Source organism: Nonlabens antarcticus, from assembly GCF_015356755.1.
GTDB classification, from domain to species: Bacteria; Bacteroidota; Bacteroidia; order Flavobacteriales; family Flavobacteriaceae; genus Nonlabens; species Nonlabens antarcticus.
Genome location: NZ_JADFCO010000062.1, coordinates 157,901 through 183,485, shown reverse-complemented (window position 1 = coordinate 183,485; position 25,585 = coordinate 157,901). Strand labels below are relative to the sequence as shown.

At 38.9% G+C, this 25,585-nt stretch carries 24 protein-coding genes; 17 read left to right on the top strand and 7 right to left on the bottom strand.

Going from position 1 to position 25,585, the window contains the following annotated elements:
* Positions 1-3: 3 nt before the first annotated feature.
* Together IQ282_RS04100 and IQ282_RS04095 are read left to right on the top strand one after the other, a co-directional pair.
* Positions 4-846, top strand: coding sequence for an ABC transporter permease (locus IQ282_RS04100; RefSeq protein ID WP_194850635.1), 843 nt, complete (start codon positions 4-6; stop codon positions 844-846).
* 23 nt (positions 847-869) lie between these two features.
* On the top strand, positions 870-1,538 hold the full coding sequence (locus tag IQ282_RS04095; protein ID WP_194850634.1) for a T9SS type B sorting domain-containing protein: 669 nt from the start codon (positions 870-872) through the stop codon (positions 1,536-1,538).
* A gap of 39 nt (positions 1,539-1,577) precedes the next feature.
* Here IQ282_RS04095 and IQ282_RS15030 read toward each other — a convergent pair whose 3' ends face one another.
* Complete coding sequence (locus IQ282_RS15030) at positions 1,578-1,709, bottom strand: hypothetical protein (RefSeq protein ID WP_262893086.1); 132 nt, start codon at positions 1,707-1,709, stop codon at positions 1,578-1,580.
* A gap of 292 nt (positions 1,710-2,001) precedes the next feature.
* Here IQ282_RS15030 and IQ282_RS04090 point away from each other — a divergent pair, with 292 nt between their 5' ends.
* From IQ282_RS04090 to IQ282_RS04065, 6 genes are all read left to right on the top strand, one after another.
* Entirely contained in the window at positions 2,002-2,442 is a 441-nt protein-coding gene (locus IQ282_RS04090) for a MarR family winged helix-turn-helix transcriptional regulator (RefSeq protein WP_194850633.1), read from the top strand.
* Between the two features lie 19 nt (positions 2,443-2,461).
* Entirely contained in the window at positions 2,462-4,870 is a 2,409-nt protein-coding gene (locus IQ282_RS04085) for a 3-hydroxyacyl-CoA dehydrogenase/enoyl-CoA hydratase family protein (RefSeq protein WP_194850632.1), read from the top strand.
* Between the two features lie 137 nt (positions 4,871-5,007).
* Positions 5,008-5,376, top strand: a complete 369-nt coding sequence (locus tag IQ282_RS04080; protein WP_194850631.1) for a four helix bundle protein — start codon at positions 5,008-5,010, stop codon at positions 5,374-5,376.
* A gap of 71 nt (positions 5,377-5,447) precedes the next feature.
* Positions 5,448-6,641 carry an acetyl-CoA C-acyltransferase gene (locus IQ282_RS04075; RefSeq protein ID WP_194850630.1) on the top strand — a complete coding sequence of 398 codons (1,194 nt, stop codon included), beginning with the start codon at positions 5,448-5,450 and terminating at the stop codon, positions 6,639-6,641.
* A gap of 108 nt (positions 6,642-6,749) precedes the next feature.
* Positions 6,750-7,100 carry a four helix bundle protein gene (locus tag IQ282_RS04070; RefSeq protein WP_194850629.1) on the top strand — a complete coding sequence of 117 codons (351 nt, stop codon included), beginning with the start codon at positions 6,750-6,752 and terminating at the stop codon, positions 7,098-7,100.
* Between the two features lie 149 nt (positions 7,101-7,249).
* Positions 7,250-9,058, top strand: a complete 1,809-nt coding sequence (locus IQ282_RS04065; RefSeq protein ID WP_194850628.1) for an acyl-CoA dehydrogenase family protein — start codon at positions 7,250-7,252, stop codon at positions 9,056-9,058.
* 341 nt (positions 9,059-9,399) lie between these two features.
* Here the strand turns inward: IQ282_RS04065 and IQ282_RS04060 are convergent, their stop codons facing one another.
* Positions 9,400-10,710: a DUF2254 domain-containing protein gene (locus IQ282_RS04060; RefSeq protein WP_194850627.1), complete on the bottom strand. Its 1,311-nt coding sequence runs from the start codon at positions 10,708-10,710 to the stop codon at positions 9,400-9,402.
* 460 nt (positions 10,711-11,170) lie between these two features.
* Here IQ282_RS04060 and IQ282_RS04055 point away from each other — a divergent pair, with 460 nt between their 5' ends.
* The 3 genes from IQ282_RS04055 to IQ282_RS04045 all read left to right on the top strand — a co-directional run bounded on the left by IQ282_RS04055 (position 11,171) and on the right by IQ282_RS04045 (position 13,981).
* A complete protein-coding gene (locus IQ282_RS04055; RefSeq protein ID WP_194850626.1) occupies positions 11,171-11,980 on the top strand; it encodes a mechanosensitive ion channel family protein in 810 nt (269 codons plus the stop codon).
* A gap of 405 nt (positions 11,981-12,385) precedes the next feature.
* Positions 12,386-13,246: an endo alpha-1,4 polygalactosaminidase gene (locus IQ282_RS04050; protein ID WP_194850625.1), complete on the top strand. Its 861-nt coding sequence runs from the start codon at positions 12,386-12,388 to the stop codon at positions 13,244-13,246.
* 72 nt (positions 13,247-13,318) lie between these two features.
* Complete coding sequence (locus IQ282_RS04045; protein ID WP_194850624.1) at positions 13,319-13,981, top strand: hypothetical protein; 663 nt, start codon at positions 13,319-13,321, stop codon at positions 13,979-13,981.
* A gap of 79 nt (positions 13,982-14,060) precedes the next feature.
* On the opposite strand, the gene IQ282_RS04040 is transcribed toward IQ282_RS04045, so the two are convergent.
* Entirely contained in the window at positions 14,061-14,951 is an 891-nt protein-coding gene (locus IQ282_RS04040) for a DUF302 domain-containing protein (protein WP_194850623.1), read from the bottom strand.
* 172 nt (positions 14,952-15,123) lie between these two features.
* Here IQ282_RS04040 and IQ282_RS04035 point away from each other — a divergent pair, with 172 nt between their 5' ends.
* The 6 genes from IQ282_RS04035 to crcB all read left to right on the top strand — a co-directional run bounded on the left by IQ282_RS04035 (position 15,124) and on the right by crcB (position 21,184).
* Positions 15,124-16,440 (top strand): M28 family peptidase, encoded by a 1,317-nt coding sequence (locus IQ282_RS04035; RefSeq protein WP_228547214.1) that lies wholly within the window; start codon positions 15,124-15,126, stop codon positions 16,438-16,440.
* A gap of 92 nt (positions 16,441-16,532) precedes the next feature.
* Positions 16,533-16,901, top strand: a complete 369-nt coding sequence (locus tag IQ282_RS04030; RefSeq protein WP_194850622.1) for a hypothetical protein — start codon at positions 16,533-16,535, stop codon at positions 16,899-16,901.
* The gene (locus tag IQ282_RS04025) at positions 16,901-18,664 is read left to right on the top strand and encodes a tetratricopeptide repeat-containing sensor histidine kinase (protein ID WP_194850621.1); all 1,764 of its coding nucleotides are present in this window, start codon (positions 16,901-16,903) and stop codon (positions 18,662-18,664) included. Before IQ282_RS04030 ends, IQ282_RS04025 begins: the two co-directional genes overlap by 1 nt.
* Positions 18,661-19,284, top strand: coding sequence for a response regulator (locus IQ282_RS04020; protein ID WP_194850620.1), 624 nt, complete (start codon positions 18,661-18,663; stop codon positions 19,282-19,284). The genes IQ282_RS04025 and IQ282_RS04020 overlap by 4 nt, the downstream gene beginning before the upstream one ends.
* A 506-nt stretch (positions 19,285-19,790) precedes the next feature.
* A complete protein-coding gene (locus IQ282_RS04015; protein ID WP_194850619.1) occupies positions 19,791-20,813 on the top strand; it encodes a GyrI-like domain-containing protein in 1,023 nt (340 codons plus the stop codon).
* Positions 20,813-21,184, top strand: a complete 372-nt coding sequence (gene crcB / locus IQ282_RS04010) for a fluoride efflux transporter CrcB (RefSeq protein WP_228547209.1) — start codon at positions 20,813-20,815, stop codon at positions 21,182-21,184. The genes IQ282_RS04015 and crcB overlap by 1 nt, the downstream gene beginning before the upstream one ends.
* Before the next feature lie 16 nt (positions 21,185-21,200).
* Here the strand turns inward: crcB and IQ282_RS04005 are convergent, their stop codons facing one another.
* From IQ282_RS04005 to tamL, 4 genes are all read right to left on the bottom strand, one after another.
* Positions 21,201-21,401: a hypothetical protein gene (locus IQ282_RS04005; protein ID WP_194850618.1), complete on the bottom strand. Its 201-nt coding sequence runs from the start codon at positions 21,399-21,401 to the stop codon at positions 21,201-21,203.
* Positions 21,402-21,526: 125 nt separating this feature from the next.
* Positions 21,527-22,624 carry an endonuclease/exonuclease/phosphatase family protein gene (locus tag IQ282_RS04000; protein ID WP_194850617.1) on the bottom strand — a complete coding sequence of 366 codons (1,098 nt, stop codon included), beginning with the start codon at positions 22,622-22,624 and terminating at the stop codon, positions 21,527-21,529.
* Positions 22,625-22,695: 71 nt separating this feature from the next.
* A complete protein-coding gene (locus tag IQ282_RS03995) occupies positions 22,696-23,193 on the bottom strand; it encodes a DUF805 domain-containing protein (protein ID WP_228547208.1) in 498 nt (165 codons plus the stop codon).
* 98 nt (positions 23,194-23,291) lie between these two features.
* The gene (gene tamL, locus IQ282_RS03990) at positions 23,292-25,574 is read right to left on the bottom strand and encodes a translocation and assembly module lipoprotein TamL (RefSeq protein WP_449406806.1); all 2,283 of its coding nucleotides are present in this window, start codon (positions 25,572-25,574) and stop codon (positions 23,292-23,294) included.
* Between the last annotated feature and the right edge of the window lie 11 nt (positions 25,575-25,585).

The following is a 25,585-nucleotide window of genomic DNA, read 5'->3' as shown; positions in this document are numbered from 1 at the left end:
CAGATGAAAAGATTACTTGATATAGAATTTCACAAATTCAGATACAGCCGTAGTAGTAAAATATTGACCATAATTTACCTATCCATCGTTGCACTTATGATGCTGGTGGGAATGATCAAAATTGATTTCAACGGGTTCAGCGGTAGTTTCTCAGATTTAGGCATTTTTGACTTTCCTTATGTCTGGCATGTTAGCACCTATTTTACCAGCTTTCTAAAAATATTCATTGCAATTGTAATTGTCTCTCTAACAGCAAGTGAATACAGCAATAGGACGATCAAACAGAATTTGATTGACGGGTTGAGTAAAAAGGAGTTAATTTTATCTAAATTTTACTTTGTATTGATACTTGCCGTGTTAACCACACTAGTTGTGTTTCTAGCATCATTAACTTTAGGTTTAATCTATTCAGATTACAACGAGATTGGTATCATTTTCTCAGATTTACAATTTATAGGAGCCTTTTTCTTAGGGCATCTGGTATTTTTTAGTTTTTGTCTTTTTGCAGGAATTTTATTGAAACGTAGTGCGTTTGCTTTGGGTTTTGTCGCTGTGTGGTGGCTTTTTGAGGGTGCCGTCAATATAATTGCCTACGTGATTGATAAGGCATATGGTACGCAGGTGTATGATTATGTCCTTCATATCCTTCCATTAAACGCCATGGCAAATTTAATTAAGCAACCATTCACAAGAATTGATTTGATAGGTTCTAGCATTAATCAGGTAACGCAAGGAGGTCTCGTTTTTGATTATCAAGTCGAATGGATTGATGTCGCATCTGTATTAATCTGGAGTTCTATTTTTATTTATTGGGCTTTTGCGCTACTCAAGCGTCGCGACTTATAGGTCTAATCCTTTAAATTAGCAGCATGATAAAAACACGTATCGCTTTAATTGTGCTGGTTATTTGTACGGTACAATTAAGCTATGGACAGTTAGAGGCGCAGAATAGATACTATGGAGAGAATGAGGAATCAAGGTATAATTCTAATACAAATGATGCGGATGATTTTGACACCTATAGAAACCAGCTAATTACTACGATCAACTGTGATCCAGCTACCATAAACGCTATAGAAATAATTAATGCAAACGGTGGGGAATTTGGGTCTGCAACTGCAATGGTAAGTGGGCTGGGTGATTATGAATTCCGCATCGATGAAAATGCTAGTTATCAGGAAAGTCCTTTTTTCAATGATCTTCCACCTGATTTTTATACCTTATTCGTTAATGATAAAAATGGGTGTGGGGTAACTCAGCAACGATTCAGCATCGTGGGTTATCCGCGGTTTTTCACACCTAATGCTGATGGATTTAACGATTTCTGGCAACTGGATGGCGTTAACAACATGTTTGAACCAAAGGCTAAAATTTTTATTTTCCATCGTTATGGGAAATTATTGAAACAATTATTGTCCACTGCTCAAGGTTGGGATGGTACCTTTAATGGTGAGCCCCTACCCTCCAGTGATTACTGGTTCAAAGCAACCCTTAAAGATGGAACTGAATTCTCTGCCCATTTTAGCTTGAAGCGCTAGTCAAAAGAGCATTACCTCTAAGAATAATTTCAGGATAGATTATTTATTGTAGACTTTGAATTGTTCCGCTTTCGCGAAAGCGTAATAGAAATCCGTCTTGGAATTATTGAGCGATATGGCAAGAACCGACTCCGATTCTGGAACCTTTAAAAAAATAGAAGACCGCGTCATGAAAAACGGTTGTGGCTGTGACGCATAATCAATGGCGCAAAGAAAATCATGTTCCTTAAATACAGTTGAAATTTCTACAATGACAATAATAATGTCATGATGAACGTCAATGGATTGAAGTGAAATTGTTTTATCTCCAGTCGCGCAGTGCTTGTTAGATTGCCGGAACCTGCGTCAAGATGCCTTTTAATTGCCTATCCTAAATGCTGAAAATCAATAATTATTTCGGTTAAACTTTAACAAGTATACTATGCGTGCATAATACTTTTGATTATATTTGAGACTCAATTTTATGAAAGATAAAACCATAGATTACGTCTTGAGATCGACCTGGATGGCCGTTGCAAAGATGTACAACGAACAGGCAAGCGTTAAGGGAAGCACCATGGCTACTGGATTTGCGCTGATAAGTATCGATCCAGAAACAGGTACTCCCAGCACTGCTTTAGGGCCTAAAATGGGAATGGAGGCTACTTCTTTATCGCGCACTTTAAAAGCGATGGAGGAAAAAGGTCTGATTACTAGAAGCCGCAATCCTGAAGATGGACGCAGTGTTTTGATACATTTAACCGACTTTGGAAAAGAGATGCGCGATTTTTCTAAAAACGTAGTTAAAACCTTTGATAACGTGGTGAAATCAGAAATTTCAGAAGAAAAATTAAGTATCTTTCTAGAGGTGACTAATCGGATAAATGATTTGGTCTATTCAAAGAAAGTTTACACAAAAGAATAAGTACTAGCTATAAAACAACATGGGAAAACGCAGAATTAAACACGTCACAGTTATAGGTTCAGGGATTATGGGAAGCGGGATTGCTTGCCATTTTGCTAATATAGGTTGCGAGGTGTTGTTGCTGGATATTGTTCCTAGGGAACTGACAGAAAAAGAAAAAGCAAGCGGATTGACGCTGGAAGATAAGAAAGTGCGCAACCGCATGGTGAATGAAAATCTTGCAAGCGCGATCAAGAGCAAACCAGCACCACTCTACCATAAAGATTTTGTCAACCGTATTTCCACTGGAAATCTAGACGATGATCTTAAAAAAATAAAGGACACAGACTGGATTATTGAAGTTGTCGTTGAAAGACTCGATATTAAAAAATCCGTCTTTGAGAAAATTGAAGAATTCCGTACTAAAGGGACTTTAATTACTTCTAATACCTCAGGTATTCCCATTCACTTTATGAATGAAGGACGTAGTGCCGATTTCCGCAAGCATTTTGCAGTTACCCACTTTTTCAACCCACCGCGTTATTTAAAATTATTTGAAGTCATCCCGGGACCAGATTGTGATCCTGACGTGACTGATTTCTTAATGAAATATGGAGAAAAATTCTTAGGTAAAACTTCCGTTCTTGCTAAGGATACTCCAGCGTTTATAGGAAACCGAGTGGGAATTTTCTCCATTCAGAGTTTATTCCACACGGTAAAAGAAATGGGATTGACCGTTTCTGAAGTTGACAAATTAACCGGTCCAGTTATCGGCCGTCCTAAATCGGCTACATTTAGAACAGTTGACGTTGTAGGACTTGACACTTTAGTTCATGTGGCTAACGGTGTATATGAAAATGCCCCTGAAGACGAGCACAGAGACACCTTTAAACTTCCAGAATTCATCGACACGATGATGACTAACAAATGGTTGGGAAGTAAGTCTGGACAAGGATTTTACAAAAAAGTGAAAGGCAAGGATGGAAGTAGCGAGATTCAAGGATTGAATCTAGATACTATGGAGTATGAAGTCCAGCCACGAGCTAAATATGCCACACTAGAACAAACCAAAACTATTGATCATGTACCAGATCGTTTTCCGGTATTGATCAAAGGAAAAGATAAGGCTGGCGAATTTTATCGCAAGTCATTTGGAGCTTTGTTTGCTTATGTGCAACATCGCATTCCAGAGATTTCTGACGAATTATACCGCATCGATGACGCGATGAGCGCAGGGTTTGGTTGGGAAAATGGACCTTTCGAGATTTGGGACGCCGTAGGTATTCAGAAAGGAATTGACTTAATGAAAGAACTGGGCAAAGAACCAGCTTCATGGGTAACTGAAATGTTAGAGAAAGGATTTGAATCTTTCTATACTATCAAGGAAGGAGCTACTTACTACTACTCTATTCCAGATAAAGACTATGTTAAAAAACCCGGTCAAGATGGTGTAATCATCTTAGACAATATTAGAAAATCAACAGAAATCTGGAGTAATTCTGGCGTTTCTATTCAGGATCTAGGCGATGGTATCATTAATTGTGAATTCCGCTCTAAGATGAATTCTATAGGTGGTGATGTACTTGCTGGTATGAATAAGGCGATTGATCTCGCAGAAAAAGATTTTGATGGATTAGTGATTGCAAATCAGGGAACAAATTTCTCTGTGGGAGCAAACATCGGTATGATATTTATGATGGCCGTTGAGCAGGAGTATGAGGAGCTCAATATGGCTGTGAAGCAATTCCAGGATACGATGATGCGCATGCGTTACAGCAGTATCCCGACAGTTGCCGCACCTCAACAAATGACGTTAGGTGGTGGTTGTGAGTTATCCCTCCACGCAGATGTTGTGGTGGCTCATGCAGAAACATACATAGGTCTGGTAGAATTCGGTGTTGGTTTGATTCCCGGTGGTGGAGGATCTAAGGAAATGACCTTGCGCGCTGCAGAAGGATTTAGTGAAGGTGATGTAGAACTCAACCGTTTGAGAGAATACTTCCTAACTATAGGTCAGGCTAAAGTTGCCACTAGTGCTTACGAAGCCTTTGATCTAGGAATCTTGAAAAAAGGGAAAGATAAAGTAGTGGTCAATGCTTCTTTACAAATAGGAGCTGCAAAAGCAGAAGCAAGAATGTTAGCCGATATGGGTTACACCCAGCCACCGCCTAACAAGAATGTAAAAGTTCTTGGAAAACAGGCATTGGGAATGTTCCTGGTAGGAACAGATGCAATGCACGCCGGAAAATACATCAGCGAGCACGATCAGAAAATAGCTAATAAACTTGCCTACGTGATGGCAGGTGGAAATTTGAGTCAGCCGCAAGAAGTCAGCGAGCGCTACTTATTAGATCTGGAACGAGAAGCTTTCTTGAGTTTAGCAGGAGAACGCAAGACATTGGAAAGATTGCAGCATATGTTGCAGAAGGGGAAACCGTTGAGAAACTAGGCTTACGCCTTATTTCTGACATAGGATGGAGTTTGCTGACGCAAACTTGACTTAAGACGTAAGAATAAATATTGATACAGGAACATTAATACTAATTATTTGACCTATAGAATATTCACTGAAGCTTAAAAATAGTTATGAGACATAATTTTAAAAAGTTAGAGGTCTGGTCAGCTGGGATTGATTTGTCTATAGATACGTGTGCCTTAACTAAGAGTTTTCCTAAGGAGGAACGTTTTGGCTTTATAAGTCAAATGCAAAGGGCATCCGTTTCAATTCCATCAAACATCGCTGAAGGAACCTCTCGTAAATCAGATAAGCATTTCATTACTTATTTAGAGAATGCCCTAGGTTCTGGATATGAATGGGAATCTCAATTAGTAATAGCATTTAGAGTAGGTTACATAGAGAAAAATAGGTTTGAGGAGTTGGAAAAAAAGATTCAAAATCTTCAAGGTAAAATCCATAGGTTTATAGAAAAACTAGAAAAAAGTCTTACGTCCTAAGTCAAATTCGCTGAAAGCGAATTAATTCTTATGTCATTAGGAATTTAAGAACTATCAACAAAATTAAGAACATGAACAAGACAGCATACATAGTAGCCGCAAAAAGAACCGCGGTAGGAAAATCAGGAAGAGGCGTATTCAGGTTCAAAAGACCTGATGAGCTTGCGGCAGAAACCATACAAGGAATGTTGAAAGACCTCCCTGATTTTGACAAGGGTCGCATTGATGATATGATCATCGGCAATGCAATGCCTGAGGCAGAACAAGGGTTGAACATGGCTCGACAGATCTCTTTGCTAGCATTGGATCGTGTAGACGTTCCAGGAACTACCGTCAATCGATGGTGTGCTTCTGGCCTTGATGCCATAGGAACTGCAGTCGCTAGAATACAGTCAGGAATGGCAGAATGTATTGTTGCTGGTGGCGTTGAAAGCATGAGTTATGTTCCAATGGGTGGTTACAAACCTACTCCAGACTATAAACTGGCTAAAGAAGGTCATGAAGATTATTACTGGGGAATGGGTTTGACGGCTGAAGAGGTAGCCAATGATTACAATGTCTCCCGAGAAGAGCAAGATCAATTTGCATTCGAATCCCAATCTAAAGCACTAAGAGCTCAAGATGAAGGTCGTTTTCAAGATCAGATTGTTCCTATTGATGTAGAAGAAGTTTATCTGGATGACGATGGTAAGAAACAAACCAGAACCTATACCGTGACTAAAGATGAAGGGCCACGTAAGGGAACTAATGTCGAGGCGCTTTCAAAGTTACGTCCGGTATTTGCAGCTGGCGGTAGTGTCACTGCTGGAAATTCTTCGCAAACCAGTGATGGTGCTGCGTTTACTATGGTGATGAGTGAGGATATGGTCAAGGAGCTGGGCATTAAGCCTATTGCTAGAATGGTAAGTTTTGCCGTTGCTGCCGTTGAACCACGAGTGATGGGAATTGCACCAATTATCGCAATACCAAAAGCATTAAAACAAGCCGGTCTTAAAAAAGAAGACATGGCATTGATCGAACTGAACGAGGCGTTTGCTAGCCAGTCTGTTGCAGTAATACGAGAATTAGAACTGAATAAAGATATTGTAAACGTAAACGGTGGTGCCATTGCACTAGGCCATCCTCTAGGTTGCACCGGCGCAAAATTATCAGTGCAAATTTTTGACGAGATGCGCAAGCGTGGAAATCAGGGAAAATATTGTATGGTTACCATGTGTGTGGGAACTGGACAGGGAGCTGCTGGGATATTTGAGTTTTTGAATTAAAGTCCTTTTAGTATTAAGTACAGAGTACAAAGTATTAAGACAGTTGCTAATGGTGTTTTCGCTTTCGCGAAAGCGGAATATTTAGAAGTTTAATCTAAAACAAAACATATGCATAAGTTTGAGAAGTTGAAAATTTGGCAAAAAGCAATGGATCTAGCAGTAGATGTTTATAATGCTACAAGTTCATTCCCGACAGAGGAGAAATACGGATTGATTTCTCAAATGAGAAGATGTTCTGTTTCCATTCCATCAAATATTGCGGAAGGCTCAGGCAGAAATAGTAATCCACAGTTCAATCAATTTTTAGGAATTGCCAATGGTAGTACATCGGAATTAATTACGCAGACATTTCTCTCTGAGCGATTAGGATTGTTAGACACAGAAACTATGAGAATATTAGTCGATCAATGTGTAGAAATATCAAATATGAACTACGGACTTCAAAAAAGTCTAAAATAAAAAAGTAATGCTTTTCATTCGATCTTTGTATTTATTACACACTACTTTTTACGAAATGAGCAAAGCGAATTAATAACACCCACTCAGTCTTTGTACTTTATACATAATACTTTGTACTAAGAGCGAAGCGACAAATACTAAATACTATTATGAGTACAGAAACACAAGAAAAAACAATGATCCGCGGTGGTCAATTTATAGTCACTGAAACAAAAGCGGCAGATGTATTCACTCCTGAGGACTTCTCAGACGAACAAAAAATGATGCGGGATTCCGTTCGCGAATTTGTGGATAAAGAAATTATTCCAAACAGGGAACGTTTTGAAAAGAAAGACTACGCACTTACGGAAGAAGTGATGCGCAAGGCCGGAGAAATGGGCTTTTTGGGCGTTGCCGTTCCTGAGGAATACGATGGCCTAGGAATGGGGTTTGTTTCTACCATGCTCGTGTGTGACTACATATCTGGAGCTACGGGATCTATTGCAACCGCTTTTGGTGCGCATACGGGAATCGGCACTATGCCTATTACCTTGTATGGTACAGAGGCGCAGAAGAAAAAGTATGTTCCCAGACTCGCCACCGGTGAATGGTTTGGCGCTTATTGTTTGACAGAACCGGGTGCAGGATCTGATGCCAATTCAGGGAAAACAAAAGCAGAGCTTACAGAAGACGGGAAACATTACAAGATCAATGGTCAAAAAATGTGGATCTCAAACGCAGGTTTCTGTAATGTTTTTGTAGTATTTGCGAGAATGGGTGATGACAAAAATATTACCGGATTCATCGTTGAGAATGACGCCAGCAACGGCATCACTATGGGTGATGAAGAGCACAAGCTAGGAATCCACTCCTCTTCTACCCGTCAGGTATTTTTCAACGACACAATGGTACCTGTTGAAAATATGCTAGCTGGTCAGGGTGAAGGTTTTAAAATTGCAATGAATGCCCTGAACATAGGACGTATAAAATTGGCTGCGGCTTGTCTGGATGCACAGCGTCGTTTGATTACGCTGTCCACTACTTATGCTAATGATCGGGTACAGTTTGACACACCTATCGCAAAATTTGGTGCGATTCGTAAGAAGCTGGCAGACCTTGCTACAAATGCCTATGTAGGTGAAAGTGCTTCCTACCGTGCTGCAAAAGATATTGAAAATAGAATCCACAGACGCCAGGAAGACGGAGCTCCTTTCGCGGAAGCGGAATTGAAAGGTGTGGAGGAATTTGCTATTGAATGTTCTATTCTTAAAGTGGCCGTTTCTGAAGATTTACAGGAATGCGCAGATGAAGGAATCCAGATTTATGGAGGAATGGGATTCAGTGCAGACGCGCCTATGGAAGCCGCCTGGAGAGATGCGCGTATTTCTAGAATCTATGAAGGTACTAACGAGATTAATCGCATGCTAGCCGTGGGAATGCTTGTTAAAAAAGCAATGAAAGGTCATGTTGATCTATTAGGACCTGCCACAGCTGTAGGACAAGAATTGACATCCATCCCATCATTTGAAACACCAGATTATTCCCAACTATTTGCGGAAGAAAAAGAAATGTTAGGGAAACTCAAGAAAGTGTTCTTGATGGTAGCCGGTAGTGCGGTTCAAAAATTCGGTACAGAGTTAGAAGAGCACCAACAATTGTTAATGGCAGCTTCTGATATCCTGATCGAGATCTATATGGCAGAAAGCGCTCTTCTTAGAACTGAAAAGAACGTGAACCGTTCCAGTGAGGAAGCTCAAAAAGAGCAAATCGCTATGTCTAGACTTTATCTATACAAAGCCACTAAGATCATCCAGGCAAAAGCTGAGGAAGGAATTGCCAGCTTTGCAGAAGGTGATGAACAACGCATGATGTTAATGGGCTTGAAACGCTTTACTAAATATGCAAACCTGCCTAATGTGATTGAATTGAGAAATACGATTGCAGACAAGGTAACTAAAGAAAATAAGTATCCTTTCTAGGATTCTAAAACGTGAATGTTGAAATGCCCTGAAGAGATTTAGGGCATTTTTTTGTGGTCTTAAATAGGATTGAAATTCAGGTACCGAAATGAGATTCCGCGTTAAGAGCAGGAATGAATAATGACCAATTAAAATCCTATAAGAGATTTTTTGAGTTTATGAATATTCAGCTTCTTAAATATTCAAAGGAAAGGCTCTAACAGCAGCAATTAATGCGTTGTGGCTAACGATCATTTCGCTTTAGACAATAGCCTGTATATCTAGAATCAATGGCAAGTTCAGAAAATCAATTTTCGACGAATATTGTTTTATTCCGCTTTCGCGAAAGCGAAATTCTCCCACTAATTATTTTCACCAAAAGAGCCGTCACCTAGCGAGGTAGCAAGTTCTTCTACCTTCCTTTGATCTGTGGGGGAATCAAAGTTAACGTCTTTCATGAGAACCGATATTTCTCGTTCTATGGATTCATTGTAACTGTCCACTTCACAGGGCTGTTGTTTTAGATAGCTGAGCATCCATAACAATTTTTGAACAACGATAGGGTCATGTTTGCAATAGGTACGCAGGGAGGACATCACGTAATACAGCAACTCACTGAAGCTCACTACTGCTATCCTGATTTTTGCTTTGCCATCGAAAACAAGTACTCCTGAATCACTTTTCTGTAGGCGCAAGGCAAATAACTCCGTGAGATAATCAATGGCATTGATCGCGGTGCCGGGATCATTGATTCCCGGTGACATGGCTTTTAGAGCGATCTCACAAATCTGCTTGAAGGATAATACATAATTATCTTCAATATATTCTCCTCGGGCGAAGTTCAGGTTTTGGAAAATATCCTTGATCACCTCTTGAGAAAGTGCTTTCTCTGACTTGAGTATGGGAACATTTTTAAGTACAAAAAGCCCCTTAGGTACGGTGATGTGAATTTTAGTTTCCTGTTTTTCACAGATATCCATTATGTTCTTCTCTGCCAGGTTTTGAAAATATCCAGTTTTGGGAGATATGTAAGCGGTCCAGCCCTCAGTATCTGGAAAACTTTCCACCACAGCGGTCGGATTTTCTTTTTCCTTTTTGATAACCTCTTCCATACGTTTTGAAGCCTTATCATAAATACCGTCCATGATATTATTGATCTGAATGGATTGCGATATGTTATGTATGAAAAATATGAAAGCACTCAAACAAATGATAGTCAGCAATACCCCTATCAAGATAGAAAGCCCGGGCAGCGTGTACTTTTTTTCACTGGGTTCAATGGAAAACAACGTGAAAATATTATAGATAATCGTGGCGAGATAAAACCCTAATATCAACTGATGCTTTTTATTAGAGATCAAACCTGGCAATAATCTAGGTGAAAAATTACTGGAGGCCTGACTCAATAACAGCATTACCATGGAAAAACTGAAAACCATCAGGGAAATCAACCCACCTATACAAGTGCTCAACACATTAAGAGCTGTATCTCCATCCTCAATAACAATAAGGGGAAAGATTTCAATTAATTTACGGGAAATCCCTTCCTTTTCAAGCAGTATCATCAATAGAGCCACCAGAAAGCCGCCGAGTGACAAAAGCGTGGGATAGAATGCGATTTTACTTTTTATGGTATTGTAAAAGGCGGTAATGCGATTGTATAATTTTTTCATTTAAGAAATTAGCGGGTGATGTGTTAGTGTTGTTTTGAAAAGGTCTTATTAATTGCTGTATTAAGCTTTCAAAATATAAGGCTGTCATACAAACTGGAGGGCTAATGTAATATTTTATAAGCTGGGTATGGTTGTAGCTTAAATATTTATCCCGTGTAATGATTGATAGATCTGCTTACAAAGAACCTTAAAAGATCGTAATTGTCTCTATAAATGCTGATGGTTGCCAATGCATCTATATTTAGAATCTATAAAGTTGAGTGGCATCTAGATATTTGATCCGCTAATTATTCAGGGTTCAGTGCAATTAAAGTAAAAGATTTATCGTGTATTAATCTCTTTGCGGCTTTCAATTTTTAAAAACTTAAAGATCCTTATTATGACTTTTATACACTTAACAATTTACTAAGGAGATTTGAGTATCAACGTAATAACTTTGCGCAAAATTCAAAAAATTACCATGGGAGATTTTAAATGGGAAAGTGTCATAGCTCTAGCTCTGGAATATGGAATACCGTTATTGAAGGCTATTGCAATCTACCTTATAGGTGCCTGGCTGATTAAACGCCTGGTTAAGATTGTTAAGAAAGTAATGGTAGCCCGGGAATATGAGTTAACCCTTCAAAAATTCTTGGTTAACATTATAAATTGGGTGCTGTGGATCCTCTTACTCGTTGCCATTATAGGAACATTAGGGGTAGAAACTAGTGGTTTTGCCGCCGTACTCGCCGCAATGGGTCTTGCCATAGGATTAGCATTACAGGGTTCCCTATCTAACTTTGCCGGAGGCGTACTTTTGCTGGTCTTCAAACCTTTTAAAGTGGGCGATACCGTAGAGGCCCAAGGAATTTTAGGTACTATCAAGGAAATTGATATTTTACAGACTAAAGTCGTCACCTTTGAACGCAAGCTCGCTATCATTCCTAATGGACCTTTATTAAATGGGAATATCATCAATCACGACGGCACCGGAATCTTACGTTGTCAAGCCGTTGTACGAGTCAATTACGGCGCAGATCTTCCTAAAGTTAAAGAGGCGCTACTCAAACTATGTAAGGATAATCCTCTAGTCCTAGAAGATCCAGCACCGCTTATACAAATTGCAGATAATGCGGACAGTTGCATTAAAATTAATGTGAGACCCTATACGCTTTCTGACGATGTATGGTCGGTTTACTGGTATCTACAGGAAAACTTCAAAACTACGCTAGATGCAATAGGAGTTGAAATTCCTTACCCACATCAAGTGGAAATACACAAAAAAGACTGATTGTCTTGAATATCAAAAGCCGCTTCCTTAAAGAAGCGGCTTTTTAATGCTTTTCAATTATCTGCTCTGTTTATGATTATTGAATTTAAGTTCTCCCTTACAGAAAATGTGAAGCTCAAAGAGGAATGAATACTCCATAGAAGTGAAAGGAATCAGTGTTCTCCTAATAAACAAAGCTTTGTAGATTTAAAAGTTGGTTAAATATTTGATTATTTCTGACAGATGGAATTATGAAGCAGAAATTTAATGTTTAAGCCAATTTTTGATTTTATTCTTGAATTTATTTTTGCTTTGTTTTTGTTTTTGTTTTTGATTTTATTCTTGAATTTATTCTTGCTTTGTTTTTGTTAATTACTAATAATAATGAACCTAGTCTACCGTTTCTTGAGTCTAATTTCCATCCCCATGAAATACATCTCTTCTATTTCTTTTCTTCTATCGGTTTTGGCTTTATTTTCATGTACCGCTATGAAAGATCAGGATACTAGAATGGATACTATCAATCCTGGCACCCGCACCGGCAATGTTGACATTGTCAATGGTATTATGATTCCAAGACCTGGTGCTACTTTTGAATGGCGCCTCGATGATTTACCTGATGATTTTCAAACCGGCGTTGACATTATTGATATTGATGCATTTGCCGCTACCCCACAACTGGTGGCTAACCTACAAGCTCAAGGAACTAAAGTGATTGCCTATTTATCAGTGGGGAGTTTTGAGAATTTTCGAGAAGATGCCGGCTCATTTCCCAGCAGCGTCAAGGGAAACAAGTACGAAGGATTTCCTGACGAAAAATGGATTGACGTTAGAAAAATTGACATTGTGGGCCCTATTATGGAAGCAAGACTGGACATGATTAAGGCTAAGGGCTTTGACGGGATCGAACCAGACAACATCAATGGCTACCAAAACAACTCTGGATTTGATCTGACAAAAAAAGACGCTATCACCTTTTCCAGATGGTTGATACGCGAGGCTCATGAGAGAGGATTGAGCATAGGTCAAAAAAATGCGGAAGAACTCATCCCTACTTTAGTTAATGAATTCGATTGGTTTCTTGCTGAAGATGCTTTTGTAGACGAATTTTACACTCAATTGACTCCTTATATCGATGCTAACAAAGCCGTATTCCTGGTAGAATACACGGATCGTATGAGAAGAACCGACTTCAATAACCAGGTCTGTCCAGAAGCAAGGCGACTTCAATACAGCAGCGTATTAAAAGATCGTGATCTTACAAACACCACTTTTTATTGCAACTAAACCTCTCTGGTTTAAGTTGGTTTTAGCAATGATAAATGTCCACATGAGCTAACTTTCCAAAAAGTATTTTTTATGAAATATCAAATTGTAATCGACGATTTTGATTCGGTTAACGAAATAGAAAATAAATGGAATCATGATGACTATGTGAACCTTTTAGAATTGATCGAGTTTGGTGATACTGGAGAAGCAACAGATCAGGATTTACGAGAATTACTCTTCCTCGCCCTATCAGAATACGATCCACAGGAAGCTGCAGAACTTGTATTGCGTTACAAATTTAAGGACGAATTGAACGACGGTCAATATGGTCAAATCTCAAACGATATGCTCAAGGAAAACGTGGCCGAAAAATATTCTGATATAACACTGCACAGTAGGCTATTTGATGTCAACGAGTTCCTGTATAAAGCTTACAATGGTAAATTTCCTCATGGACAGGCAAGTGTTATCAAGTTTACCGCAACTACTAAATCAAACGAAGGTCAAGAAATCGACAAAGCTGCCGCTTTGCGATTATTATGCGCTGGGATTGATCCACATTCTATTTTGCGACGATTGTTCAAAGATCAAATAAGTGGTGAAGAAGAGTTTCCTGAAGCAGAAAATATCGCCTGGTACTTTGATAAAACCGGCGATCATAGTTATCAATTGATTACGTCAAACTACTGGATCAGTACGGAGGAATTGACCGCAAGAGAATTTGAAGCTACTTTACCAGAAGTTGAGGAATAAAAAGCTGAGTTCAACAAAAATCCTCATGGCTTTTTTCAAAAGTCATGAGGATTTTTAATTTAGGTAGGTCAAGAACTTCCTACCTGCCGGCAGCTGTTTCGGCAAACGTTGCAAGTGCATTATTAATTATAGCAATGTTCTCAGCGTTATTTAAATTATGACGTTTTGCCATAAATGAGGCGTCGTTAAAAGCAATCTTTACTATTCCCGTAGCATCTTGATAAACCAGCATTTTCTGCGGTAGATCGAGCGAAATACTGCCGCCTTTCTGCAGCAATGGTGTTCCTGACGTAGGATTTCCTAAAATTACGACCCTTGTAGGAAGCAAGCTCAAATTTACACTAGCTGCATTTTGTTGGTGGTCAAGCTCTGCGATAATCTTGATCGCTGGATTAGCATTCAAAGCATTTATCAAACTTTGATAAGTCAACTCAAAGTCCCGATCGCTCTTCACGACAACCACACCTTCGTCCCTCGTCACAGATTCCTTATTTTGAATAATTTGGGAATTTTTAGCTTTTAACGCAATGTTTTCTAATGCGGTTGCCACTTTGGGAGCGGTTGCCGGGTCAACTCCGTGTCTATTTTTAAGATAATCCACGTCATTATATATAAGGATGGTTGTATCATTTTGAGTGGTATAAACTGCAAATTTTTGAGGTAGATCCAGTCCAGCTTGTTGGTTTTCTTGCATAAATGCAGTTCCCAACGCAGGATTACCAAAAAATATCGTTTTAGCATCCTTCAATTCTTGATTCACACTGGCAGCATTTGATTTATGATCCACTACCGCAACGATACTTATGGGCGCAGCTGCTTTCAAGCTATTCTCAATACTTTCGTAAGTCTCTATAAAACTCTGGGTGGAAAGCGCATAATTTGCGCCAAGCACATCCGGTAAATCACTTTCTCTTTCCTGACTTTCACAGCTTACTAATGCCAGTATCAGTACTATCGCTAATTTTTTCATGGTTTACTTTTTAGAAAAATATCTCTTATCCATCGGTCAACCAACTCTTTGCGCATTCTTTAACTAGGCAGCATATTTTATTTTAATGGGGTATTGTTTGGTTTTCGCTTTCGCGAAAGCGGAACAACCTTTATCTTTAAAACAAAAACACATGCGCATTCTTACCCTCCTTATGCTTACAGCCAGTCTGGCTGCGGCACAAATCCCTACTAAAAACCAACAAGATATTTACAAGATCGTTGATGAAGTCAGCGCAGATCGCATTGAGAATGATGTTCGCAAACTGGCGGGTTTTGGAACAAGAAATACATTTTCTGATACTATTAGCGATACTCGTGGTATAGGCGCCGCAAGACGATGGATCAAAGCAGAATTTGATAAGATTAGCGCTGACTGTGGTGGTTGTCTAGAGGTTTTTTATCAAAAAGATTATGTCACTAAGGATATGAGCAACCGCATCCCAAAAGATACTTGGGTCGTGAATGTTATAGCCATACAACGAGGCACTACCAATCCTAACAGTTTTGTGATGATGAGTGGGGATATTGATTCCCGCAATAGTGATGGCTCTGACTTTACTAAAGATGCTCCTGGCGCTAACGACAACGCGAGTGGTATGGCAGGAACCATTGAAGCAGCGAGAGTACTTAGCAAGCGGACTTTCAATAATTCTATTGTTTACGTAGGATTGAGCGGTGAGGAACAGGGATTGTTTGGTGGAAAAGGCCTTGCAGAATATGCCAAAGAAAAAGAATGGAACGTTATAGGCTTTCTTAATAATGACATGATAGGTAATATCAAGGGTGTGGATGGTGTGATCGATAATCGAGAATTCCGCATATTTTCTGAACCTACAGACCCCACCGAAACAGAAAGAGAACGCGGTGCCAGACGTTTTTACGGTGGTGAAGTAGATGGGATTTCCCGACAGCTAGCAAGATATATTCACAAGAGCGTAACTCATTACATGCCAGAAATGCACCCCATGATGGTGTATCGACTGGACCGTTTTGGTCGTGGTGGTCACCATAGACCTTTTAATGATTTAGGATTTCCTGGAATCCGTATTATGGAGGCGCATGAGAATTATACCCAGCAACATCAGGATATTAGAGTTGAGGATGGCATCGCTTATGGCGACGTGGTAGAACATGTAAATTTTCCTTATGCTAGAAAATTGACGGCAGTGAATGCCATCAACCTGGCACAACTGGCCTGGGCTCCTACCCGACCACAAAATGTAAAAATAGGTGGGATTGTAGAAGCAGATGTAAAACTATCCTGGGATGCTGTGAAAGGCGCTAAAGGGTATAAAATATACTGGAGAGATACTACCAGTCCTACTTGGGATCATTCCAGATATGTAGGAAATGTTAACCAGTTTACACTCAATGGTATCGTGATTGACAACTCCTTCTTTGGCGTTGCTGCGGTGGGTGAAGACGGCGTGGAAAGTGTGGTTTCTTTCCCTAGTGGAACAATGAGATAATTCATTTCAAATTCAAAAAAATACCCATTAGTGGGTATTTTTTTTTGCCTAATTTCAAGGCATATTTGAACCTAGTCTAAAACCTTCATACCATGAAGTCCACAGAACCATCTCAACACCTTTGCATCATCTCCCAAGACACGTGCTACAAACCCGTTTGTCTCTACGACAAAAACGGTTTGCAAATCTGGGCGTTTTTTGAATGGAGCGATAAAAAATCGTTGAGCAATGTTGTTTTTTGCCAATTAGATGGGGATCATCAAGTAAGCTATGCTCATTTTCAAAAAGATGGAAGTTTTCTTATAAAACTAGAAAGTAATGTAAAACCGTTAAAGGTATTTTCTCTTAAAAATAAATTATTAGTGAAAGATCAGGAATACCCTGTAATCATTCATCTGAATCAGGAGAAAGAAATGGATGACCCGATTGACGGTGGTGTAATTATTAGGCATAAACCTTAATGAAGCTAATCAAAATACTTTTATTTTTATTTTCCGTTACTAGTCTTGCTCAAGTAAATTTGCTAGATCAAGTCCGCAGCAAAAATGATGTGGGTAAATACCAAGAAGGGAAAGATATCCTAGTTAAGATTGATACCGTCGGTTTCAATAGGCTCAACAAGGCAAAATATCTTTACGAATTTGCTCTTTGCAAAATTAACCTTGAAGGTGAAGTTGTGAAATCCTACCAGATTTTACTGGATGCAAAAAGACTCCTTAAAAATCAGAGCGATGACTTATTATTCAAATTGAACGATGAGCTAATTTATGCCCAACTTTCTTTTGATAACAGCCAGAATACCGCCAGTGAATTAATGGCAGAAAACTGCGCGATAGCTGCAAAAACACAAGATCCCGAACATACCATCTACTGCAACGGTTATTTGTTCTATCAAATTGATCAAGATGATCCATTAAAGTTCCAAAAACAATTGGCGCTATTGCATAAAAATCGTGTGATTGCAGAAAGATCAAATTTAAAAACCATCTATGGCAATGAGGTTATTAATATCGCCACTACCCATGAAAGGGCAAAACAGTTCGACTCTGCAATGATTTACTATGAGAAGTCCAGAAAATATGTGGAGAATAAGGAGTACATACCCACAAAAATCGCTTTCTACAATAATATCGCAAATACCTTGAATAGCCTTGGCCGGTACGATGAAGCCATTGACAATTTGAATAGAGCCTTGCAATTATCAAAAGATGAAAACGTCAACAATACTAAGCTCAATATTCTATTTAATCTAGCGACAAATTATGACCTGAATGAGGAATATGAAAAAAGTTTAGAATCCTATAAAAGTTACGTTTCCTTTAAAGACTCCCTAAATGCTACAGAAAGATTCAATGCATTACAGGAATTAGAAACAAAATACCAAGTCCAAGAACGCAAACTTGAAAATGCTGAGTTAAGTGCTGACAACGAACGTCAAAAACTGATGATCATTTCCATTGCAGGAAGTGCTCTAGTTCTTTTACTGGTCGCAGGATTTGTGTATAACAACCAGCGCAAAAAGCAACGTATTGCTAAACAAGAGATGGAACTGGAAAAACAACGTGCCGATAACTTGATGAAGAACCAAGAACTCGCCACGATCGACGCCATGATTCAAGGTCAAGAAAAAGAACGTAAAAAATTAGCGGAAGACCTACATGATAATCTAGGGAGTTCATTGACTACCATTCGGTTGTATTTTGATAATTTGAAAAACCAATTGAAACCAGAGACCTCGTCAGAGATTTATGATCGTACGGATAAGTTATTGGAAGATACCTATGCGACCATACGTGGGATGTCCCACAGCCGTCACAATGGAGTGCTGGCAAGTAAAGGATTAATTCCTACGCTCAAAAAGCTGACAACTAATATTTCCAATAGCGGTAAATTACAAGTGGATATATTTCATCACGGGATGGATCGAAAGATCGAAAACTCGCTCGAACTTAACATTTTTAGAATGTTGCAGGAGCTGCTAAGCAATATTGTAAAGCATGCTGGTGCCAGCACGGCAAGTATAAATATTGTAGGCTCTGATACAAGCATCAACCTTATGGTAGAAGATGATGGCCAGGGCTTTATCCTTGACCGTACTAAAAAAACAGATGGTATGGGATTGACCAGTATTGAAGCTAGAGTGGAAGATATGGATGGTCAGTTTGAGATTGATTCAAATCCAGGACATGGCACCACCATAACCATCGAAATACCTTTTATATGATACAGCTAATCATTGTTGAAGATCATGTCTCCCTCATCGACGGTCTTAAATTATTATTTGAAAAAGATACAGATATTGAAGTTATCGATACAGCACTAGATGGTATAGAACTCATGAGTATTTTAGAATACAGAAATCCTAACGTCATACTCACAGACATAAGCATGCCTAGAATGAACGGCATCGAATTATGTAAAAGAGTAAAGGAAAAGAACCCTAAAATCAAGGTTGTAGCTTTCACTATGTTTGACGATGCATCCGCAGTAAAAGAAATGATGAATGCTGGTGTGGATGGTTACGTTTTAAAAATAAGATCATTATCGACAGTTCGCGAGGCGATTTTAAGTGTTTCTCGAGGGAATGCGTATATCGATCCATCAATAACCGTCAATCCAAATTCTGAAATTCCTAATGGTGATACTGATATACTTTCCCGCAGTGAGCGAGAAATTTTAAAGCTCATGGCGGCAGGAAATCGTTCATCAGATATAGCAGAAATCCGCCATACTGCTGTGAGTACTATTCATAAGCATCGCAAGAATATGATTCAAAAATTAGGCTTGGAAGGTAAAGGTGAGCTGTTGAGATTTGCCTTGCAGCAGCACCCTCATTATAAGTAATGTGATTCACTGCATCTCGCTTTCGCGAAAGCGGACTTCTTTCCATTTTCAGTAATACATCAGATAATCAACGTGCTCGATAAAAATCCTGGCACCTCTTCTAAGCTGCTTATCAAAAGCACAAATCTTATGAACTAAAACTTTATGCTTGTTTTATTTCTGGAATCGAGTAACAGTTTTATTCGCGATTATAATCCGCGACTACCTTGCCTATTGAAATCGTATATCTTTTAGCTTGCTTTATTGTATTATAACCTGTTTTGAAAGTTGGTAAGCTAATTACTTTCTTTCCTTAGAGCATTACGACTTTTGAAAATATACCCAATAGTGGGTATTTCGTCTACTTTCCTTACCTCCTACCTTTGATTCAAATTACTTGAGAGAGTAGTAGGGGAAAAGAATCGCTTGCGTTTCTTTCTAACTGCCAGACTTAAATCTGGCAGTTTTTTTATGACCTGTGATCACTTCATATAAATTGTATCTTTGATCTACAACCATTTTTTAGTATGAAAGCCTTAAAGTACATTCTTATTTTACTGCTGGTGGTCATCATCGCAGGTGCCGTCTATTTCTCATTACAGGACGGACATTATGACGTGAAACGCACTTCTATAGTAGATGCACCATCCAGCCTAGTTTATGATCAAATAGCCGATTTTGACAATTGGGCAAATTGGAATACTTATCATCAACGAAGTGATGTTGATGTGCAGCTCAATGAGCAATCTGCTGGTGTTGATGCAAACTATTCTTTTACTGATGAAGATGGAAAAGGTACAATGACGATTACAAGATTGAATCCTAATAAATCCATTGATCTTGAAATGTTTTATAAACATAGCTTAGGTAGTTCTCGGGCTAAAATAAATTACAAGCTCGCACAAGTTGAAAACGGTACAGAAGTCATTATCCATACGACTGGCGATAAAAATTTAGTCGGCAAAATATTATCAACCTTGAGTGGAACGAGTATGGATGAGGAATTAGGTCCATCGTATGAGAAAAGTATTGCTAATTTAAACCAGTACCTAACTACCGAGATGGATAAATACATCGCAAATGTGGATGGAAGAATCGATTACAGTGGTGGATATTATTTATACATGTCTTCCAGCTCTAGTTATGAAAACCTTTCCAGTCTCCAGTCGCAAATGTTACGTAAAATCCATAGTTTTATGGATGCTAATAACATTGATTCTTATGGAGCTGATATGGTTCTCTATGAGAAGTTTGATGAAGACGGAGAAAACGCCATATTTTCTGCAGCTGTACCTGTTCAAGAACGTGTTATTACAGCCGCTAACTCTCGGATCTTAGTTGGCTTCATGGAACCTCAAAGTGCCATAAAAATTACGCTCAAAGGAAGTTATGATTACCTAAGAGAAGCCTGGAAGAACGGTGACGATTACATATCTGCAAATGGTTTAGAAAGGTCTGAACAACCGCCTTTTGAGGTTTATAAAACTGATCCCAGTAAAATAGACAATCCAGCGAATTATATTACTGAAATCTATTTGCCCGTTCGATAATGATTAAAAGTTTATTCTTTGTTTTTCTGGGCGGTGGGTTAGGCAGTTGCCTACGATTTCTTATGAGTCTATGGCTCAATTCAGACGAGATTAAATGGATACCTACAATCGCAGTTAATATTATAGGCTGTTTACTCTTGGGAAGCTTTCTAGCCTTAAACGATAAAAGCCAGCTATCAGAATCTACATTCCTATTGCTGGCTGTGGGTTTTTGTGGTGGCTTGACCACCTTCAGCACTTTTTCTGCTGAGTTGTATTTTCTGCTGAAACAAGCTGCCTATACACAGGCGGTAATTTATTTTTTACTGAGCAGCATTTTGGGAATTACTGCTGTTTTACTATCCTATCAATTTATAAAATCTATAAATTAAACCATCATAACTCAGATTATCTTATGCTGATGCGTTGACGCAAAGTCTTACTTTTATCTGTAAAGAATACAAATTTACCTATCAAAAGAATAATCGCAATGTCAGCGGTAATTAAAGTGAAAACTCTTAAAAAAGAAGTAAGAGCAGAGTCCGTTGTAAAGCCTATGATACCACTAACGGTAGCAAGAGTTACAAGTAAGAGTATATATTTATTCATGGATTTAATTAAGCTGCAAATATCGTCCTGAAATCGCTCTGAAGTCGTTAATACATAATTAATTACCTTATAATTAACTATTAATAACCGAGCCGATTTTCATTCAGGTAATTGAAATCTAAAAATTATTTCATTCCGTCGGGAAGTACTGAAAAACTTTCTAATCCCTGTTTACTCATTTGATCTCTGGCACTCTTCCAGTTTTCCATGCTTGGCTCTTCCGGCTCTTGTTCGTGTGCAAGATCAGGTTCATACGTAAGATATGCATAGGTTGGAAAGTGATCACTTCCCGTATTGACTCCTCTTCCTACTTTTGATAATCTGAATTCTGGCGCTATCAAAATATGATCTAAAGCCCATCTAAACATGGGGTACTGCGCATGATAGGAATTATAGAATCCTCGCCCTACTCTTAAATCCAGTAATTTTCCGATCGTCTCAGTTAACTCCGTACTTGAAGACCAGGCTACATCATTAAAGTCACCTAAAACAATAACGGGAAGAGTAGACTGATAACTTTTAATGGCGATTTTCATCAATTCTGTATCACGGTCTGAACTTGATGGGTTTTCCTGCGGCATGGGCGGTGTTGGGTGTATTGCATACAACTGGAACCAGTCGCCATTACGCAATTTTACTTGAGTATGTATGGAAGGTATTTCCGGATCTACCATAAATTGCACAGAGGTTTCCCTTAGTGGCAATTTAGAATACAAGATGATTCCATACGTGTTTTCTAATGGCTCTTCCACCTTGTAAGGATAATCAGCGCTTAAAGCTTTTCTAATTTCCTTCATCCATATTTGATCTGTTTCTGTAAAAACGACTACATCTGGTTGACGCTGCGTGATTTCCTCAAATAAGGCTTTTCTATTTGTATTCGTTTGTAACACATTTGCTGTGTACAGTCTCAGTTGATCTTTAGAGGAAATATTTGCAGAACTGTCTTTCAATTCAACAGGGACTAATGGTGTGAATCTAATTATTTTATAACATTGAAAAGCAAAACAACCCACTAAAATCGCCAAGAATATGTAATCCTGATACCACCGCCATTTGAAGGTAAATAACGATAAAATAATAGCTGCTAGAGTGAAAGCAGTAAACTGTAGATGCGGATAATCAAATACCCTAATCCACCAGTAGTCTGCTGCGATTAATGGAAGTAAAGAAAATACAGCGGCAATAAGGCCTAATATTTGAAACGCGAGACGCCATTTCATAGTGAAAGAGGTTTATCCAAATATAGTTTTAAAAACCAGTAATTATAGAGGTTTTGCGTCAATGAACGTATTTATAAAAATGCTTCTGTATCAAAATCTTCATTTCCCTCACCTTTAGGATTAGGTCCCCATTGATTTGTTCCAGGCTTACTATCGTCAACGAGAAATACTATCAGTATAAAGATCCCTACGAGCGGGATAAGTGTCATAAAATAATACCATCCACTGCGGCTGGTATCATGTAAACGGCGCACAACAACTGCTAATGTAGGTAGGATTGTTGCTAGGGAATACAGTATTAATAATATTACGGGCAGCCAGAAAGCATCGCTCTTTGCTACCATAAGCGCTATTGCAGGAATAATTAAGGCAAAAGATATAATGATATTAAAAAGATAAAAATACCAATATTCTGACCTGCGAGAGCGTCCTTTAAAATCAGCATATTTTTTAAAACAGTCTTTGACATAGTCCATCATTCCTTGAGCCTCAACCGTGGCATCAAAAGGTTCTCTATTTCTTCTAGGTCTGTAATCGGTCTTGTCCTCCGGTCGGTTAAATTCACTCATTTTTTTAATTTATAAAGTGCAATATATAAAAATGGTTGTTCCGCTTTCGCGAAAGCTGGATCATCAAGAAATAAAATACATACTAGATATTTACTGACCTAAAAAGGATATCCTATGGCAAAATTAAACACGGGATTTGCAAAATCATTCACCCAGCGATCTTCTACCGGGAGCGATGGATCGTGCAATGGCGCGGCAAGATCAAAACGAATTACAAAACCCTGAACGTCTACCCGTATTCCAGCACCGGCACCTATTCCCAACTCATTCAAGAAATTGCCCGAAAACTTCCCGCCTTCCAGTCCATTATTAGTAGTGTTCCACACATTTCCCGCATCTGCAAAAAGGGCACCTTTCACATACCCAAAAATGGGGAATCGATATTCTACGTTTGCCTCCAACCTCAAGTTACCGGACCTGTCAAAAAACGACCGGTCATTTGTACTTTCTGGCGTGTAGGTTCCCGGGCCCAGCGATCTGGTTCTAAAGGCACGAACGCTATAGGCACCACCAGAAAAGTATTGTTTACTGAATGGCAGTACATCACTATTTCCATAGGGCAAGCCTATTCCCGCAAAAATCCTTGTGGCGATGCGCTGTTCCTTACCGGTTATAAAATGATACCTGAAATCCACATCAGCCTTCGCATATTGTGCATATTCCAGTCCCAGAAATTCCTTTTTACCCATGTCGTTTTCTTTTCCCAAAAAACTAATGGAGTTGCCTGCAATATCTACCGTACTGTTCACAAAAAAGAGATGGCGCTTGTTTTGTTCTATCATCCCATTATAAGTAAAGGAATAAGTTAAACCAGAAATAAATTGCTGATCAAAACTGTTTGATAAAAACCTATTTGACATTAAAATCTCATCAAACTCCTTTGATTTATTCAATGGATTCACATAATTAATGGAAATGGGATTGAACTCATGGGTAACAAATTTATTAGCCTGCCATACATAACCGAAACTACCAGAAAAGGTCAATAAACTATAGAGTTTACTCCTAGTCAATAGATTCACATTTGCACTGACTATGGTTTTGGGAATTGAATATTCAAAAAAATCATCGTTTATTTTAATAGGTGTCAACACACGTGGGAAGATCAAGTCTGCTCCCAACTCAAATTCTGTACTGGTCAATCCGGCCTGACTGCTTTTAGCAATCTGGACCTCATAGGAAGTTTTGGCCGTGATATTAAGGGTTTCTCCTCCCTTAAAAAGATTGCGGTTGGAAAACGTCAATGCTAGGCTAGGTCCCGCAAAATCGTTTGATTTTGTCACTCCCTGTAATTCCGCACGCAATGCTCTTTTATTGAGCGGTGAGAGGTAAATATTAGCTTCCAGAAAATTGAGGGAATCATTTTGTAGGGAGTCCAACTCTTTATATTCAATATTCACAAATTTGTAAGCCCCTATGGAACCCAATCGCCTGCTGGTTGCTTTTGATGTAGTAGGGCTGTAAAGGTCTCCTTCTTCTATCAGTACAAAAGGATCTAATCGATCTGCCCTAAAAAACTCTTGATCTTGGATAAAGTTCTTCTCTGCATATCGAGTCGTATCCTTAATTATGGAATCTGCTCCCACCACATTATGGGGATAGATATTTACCTTATTGATCTTATAGGGCTTGACAGATTTGCTGGGAACATCTTGTTTCAGTTTGAGAAATAGGTCAAACCTGCGGTTGTCATATTGGTTCGTATCTGCTTGAAAAATCAGGAAACCAGAATTGAAGTTATAATATCCCTTTTCTTTAAAATTCCGATCGATGCGCTCCCGCTCCAGTTTCATGGCAGACAGGTCAAATCTTGAGCCTTTCTTTATAGGGGAGTTTTGAACTTCCTGCTCCAGCACATCATAAAATGGTATGGAATCCCGATCTACCTGATAGGTCTCCATCGTATAAGGTTTGGGCAGCTTGATCTTGTAATTAACGGTAGCCTCTTTAGCATCTTCATTACGCTCTACCTCTGATGCTATATTGCTAAAAAAGAAGCCTCGGTTTTCCAGGCGGTTTCTTAACAGGTCTTTCGTTGATTCCTCTTCTACCTGAGATAGGTAAACGGGCTTCTCGCCTATTTTTTTATTTATAAATTTATTTATAAACCCGGCACTGTCCACATTCACTTTATAATAATAATGCAGTCCCGGACGAAGGCCCAAAAATTTAGAGTTGGGTTTGGGAGAAACTGTTTTTTGCAATTCGATCTTGAGAAGATCCACATCTTTTACAACCACGGCAGAATCAACCATTAACTCTAGATTGTTAGACTCCAGAAGTAGCTCATCATCTGGTACGTATTTTTTAACGGCACAGGAATATACCATCATTGAGAAAAATGACAGCAAACCAATTTTTATGTACGTGTTTTTAATCAAGGTTATCTTTT

Bases quoted from the DNA above. Each gene is read 5' to 3' on its own strand.
- crcB (WP_228547209.1), top strand. From the start codon at position 20,813: ATGATTAAAAGTTTATTCTTTGTTTTTCTGGGCGGTGGGTTAGGCAGT.
- IQ282_RS15030 (WP_262893086.1), bottom strand. From the start codon at position 1,709: ATGACGCGGTCTTCTATTTTTTTAAAGGTTCCAGAATCGGAGTCGGTT.
- IQ282_RS04025 (WP_194850621.1), top strand. From the start codon at position 16,901: ATGAAGCTAATCAAAATACTTTTATTTTTATTTTCCGTTACTAGTCTT.
- IQ282_RS04095 (WP_194850634.1), top strand. From the start codon at position 870: ATGATAAAAACACGTATCGCTTTAATTGTGCTGGTTATTTGTACGGTA.
- IQ282_RS04040 (WP_194850623.1), bottom strand. From the start codon at position 14,951: ATGAAAAAATTAGCGATAGTACTGATACTGGCATTAGTAAGCTGTGAA.
- IQ282_RS04045 (WP_194850624.1), top strand. From the start codon at position 13,319: ATGAAATATCAAATTGTAATCGACGATTTTGATTCGGTTAACGAAATA.
- IQ282_RS04065 (WP_194850628.1), top strand. From the start codon at position 7,250: ATGAGTACAGAAACACAAGAAAAAACAATGATCCGCGGTGGTCAATTT.
- IQ282_RS04060 (WP_194850627.1), bottom strand. From the start codon at position 10,710: ATGAAAAAATTATACAATCGCATTACCGCCTTTTACAATACCATAAAA.
- IQ282_RS04100 (WP_194850635.1), top strand. From the start codon at position 4: ATGAAAAGATTACTTGATATAGAATTTCACAAATTCAGATACAGCCGT.
- IQ282_RS04090 (WP_194850633.1), top strand. From the start codon at position 2,002: ATGAAAGATAAAACCATAGATTACGTCTTGAGATCGACCTGGATGGCC.
- IQ282_RS04000 (WP_194850617.1), bottom strand. From the start codon at position 22,624: ATGAAATGGCGTCTCGCGTTTCAAATATTAGGCCTTATTGCCGCTGTA.
- IQ282_RS04080 (WP_194850631.1), top strand. From the start codon at position 5,008: ATGAGACATAATTTTAAAAAGTTAGAGGTCTGGTCAGCTGGGATTGAT.
- IQ282_RS04050 (WP_194850625.1), top strand. From the start codon at position 12,386: ATGAAATACATCTCTTCTATTTCTTTTCTTCTATCGGTTTTGGCTTTA.
- IQ282_RS04015 (WP_194850619.1), top strand. From the start codon at position 19,791: ATGAAAGCCTTAAAGTACATTCTTATTTTACTGCTGGTGGTCATCATC.
- IQ282_RS04085 (WP_194850632.1), top strand. From the start codon at position 2,462: ATGGGAAAACGCAGAATTAAACACGTCACAGTTATAGGTTCAGGGATT.
- IQ282_RS04030 (WP_194850622.1), top strand. From the start codon at position 16,533: ATGAAGTCCACAGAACCATCTCAACACCTTTGCATCATCTCCCAAGAC.
- IQ282_RS04020 (WP_194850620.1), top strand. From the start codon at position 18,661: ATGATACAGCTAATCATTGTTGAAGATCATGTCTCCCTCATCGACGGT.
- IQ282_RS04075 (WP_194850630.1), top strand. From the start codon at position 5,448: ATGAACAAGACAGCATACATAGTAGCCGCAAAAAGAACCGCGGTAGGA.
- IQ282_RS04055 (WP_194850626.1), top strand. From the start codon at position 11,171: ATGGGAGATTTTAAATGGGAAAGTGTCATAGCTCTAGCTCTGGAATAT.
- IQ282_RS03995 (WP_228547208.1), bottom strand. From the start codon at position 23,193: ATGAGTGAATTTAACCGACCGGAGGACAAGACCGATTACAGACCTAGA.
- IQ282_RS04005 (WP_194850618.1), bottom strand. From the start codon at position 21,401: ATGAATAAATATATACTCTTACTTGTAACTCTTGCTACCGTTAGTGGT.
- IQ282_RS04035 (WP_228547214.1), top strand. From the start codon at position 15,124: ATGCTTACAGCCAGTCTGGCTGCGGCACAAATCCCTACTAAAAACCAA.
- IQ282_RS04070 (WP_194850629.1), top strand. From the start codon at position 6,750: ATGCATAAGTTTGAGAAGTTGAAAATTTGGCAAAAAGCAATGGATCTA.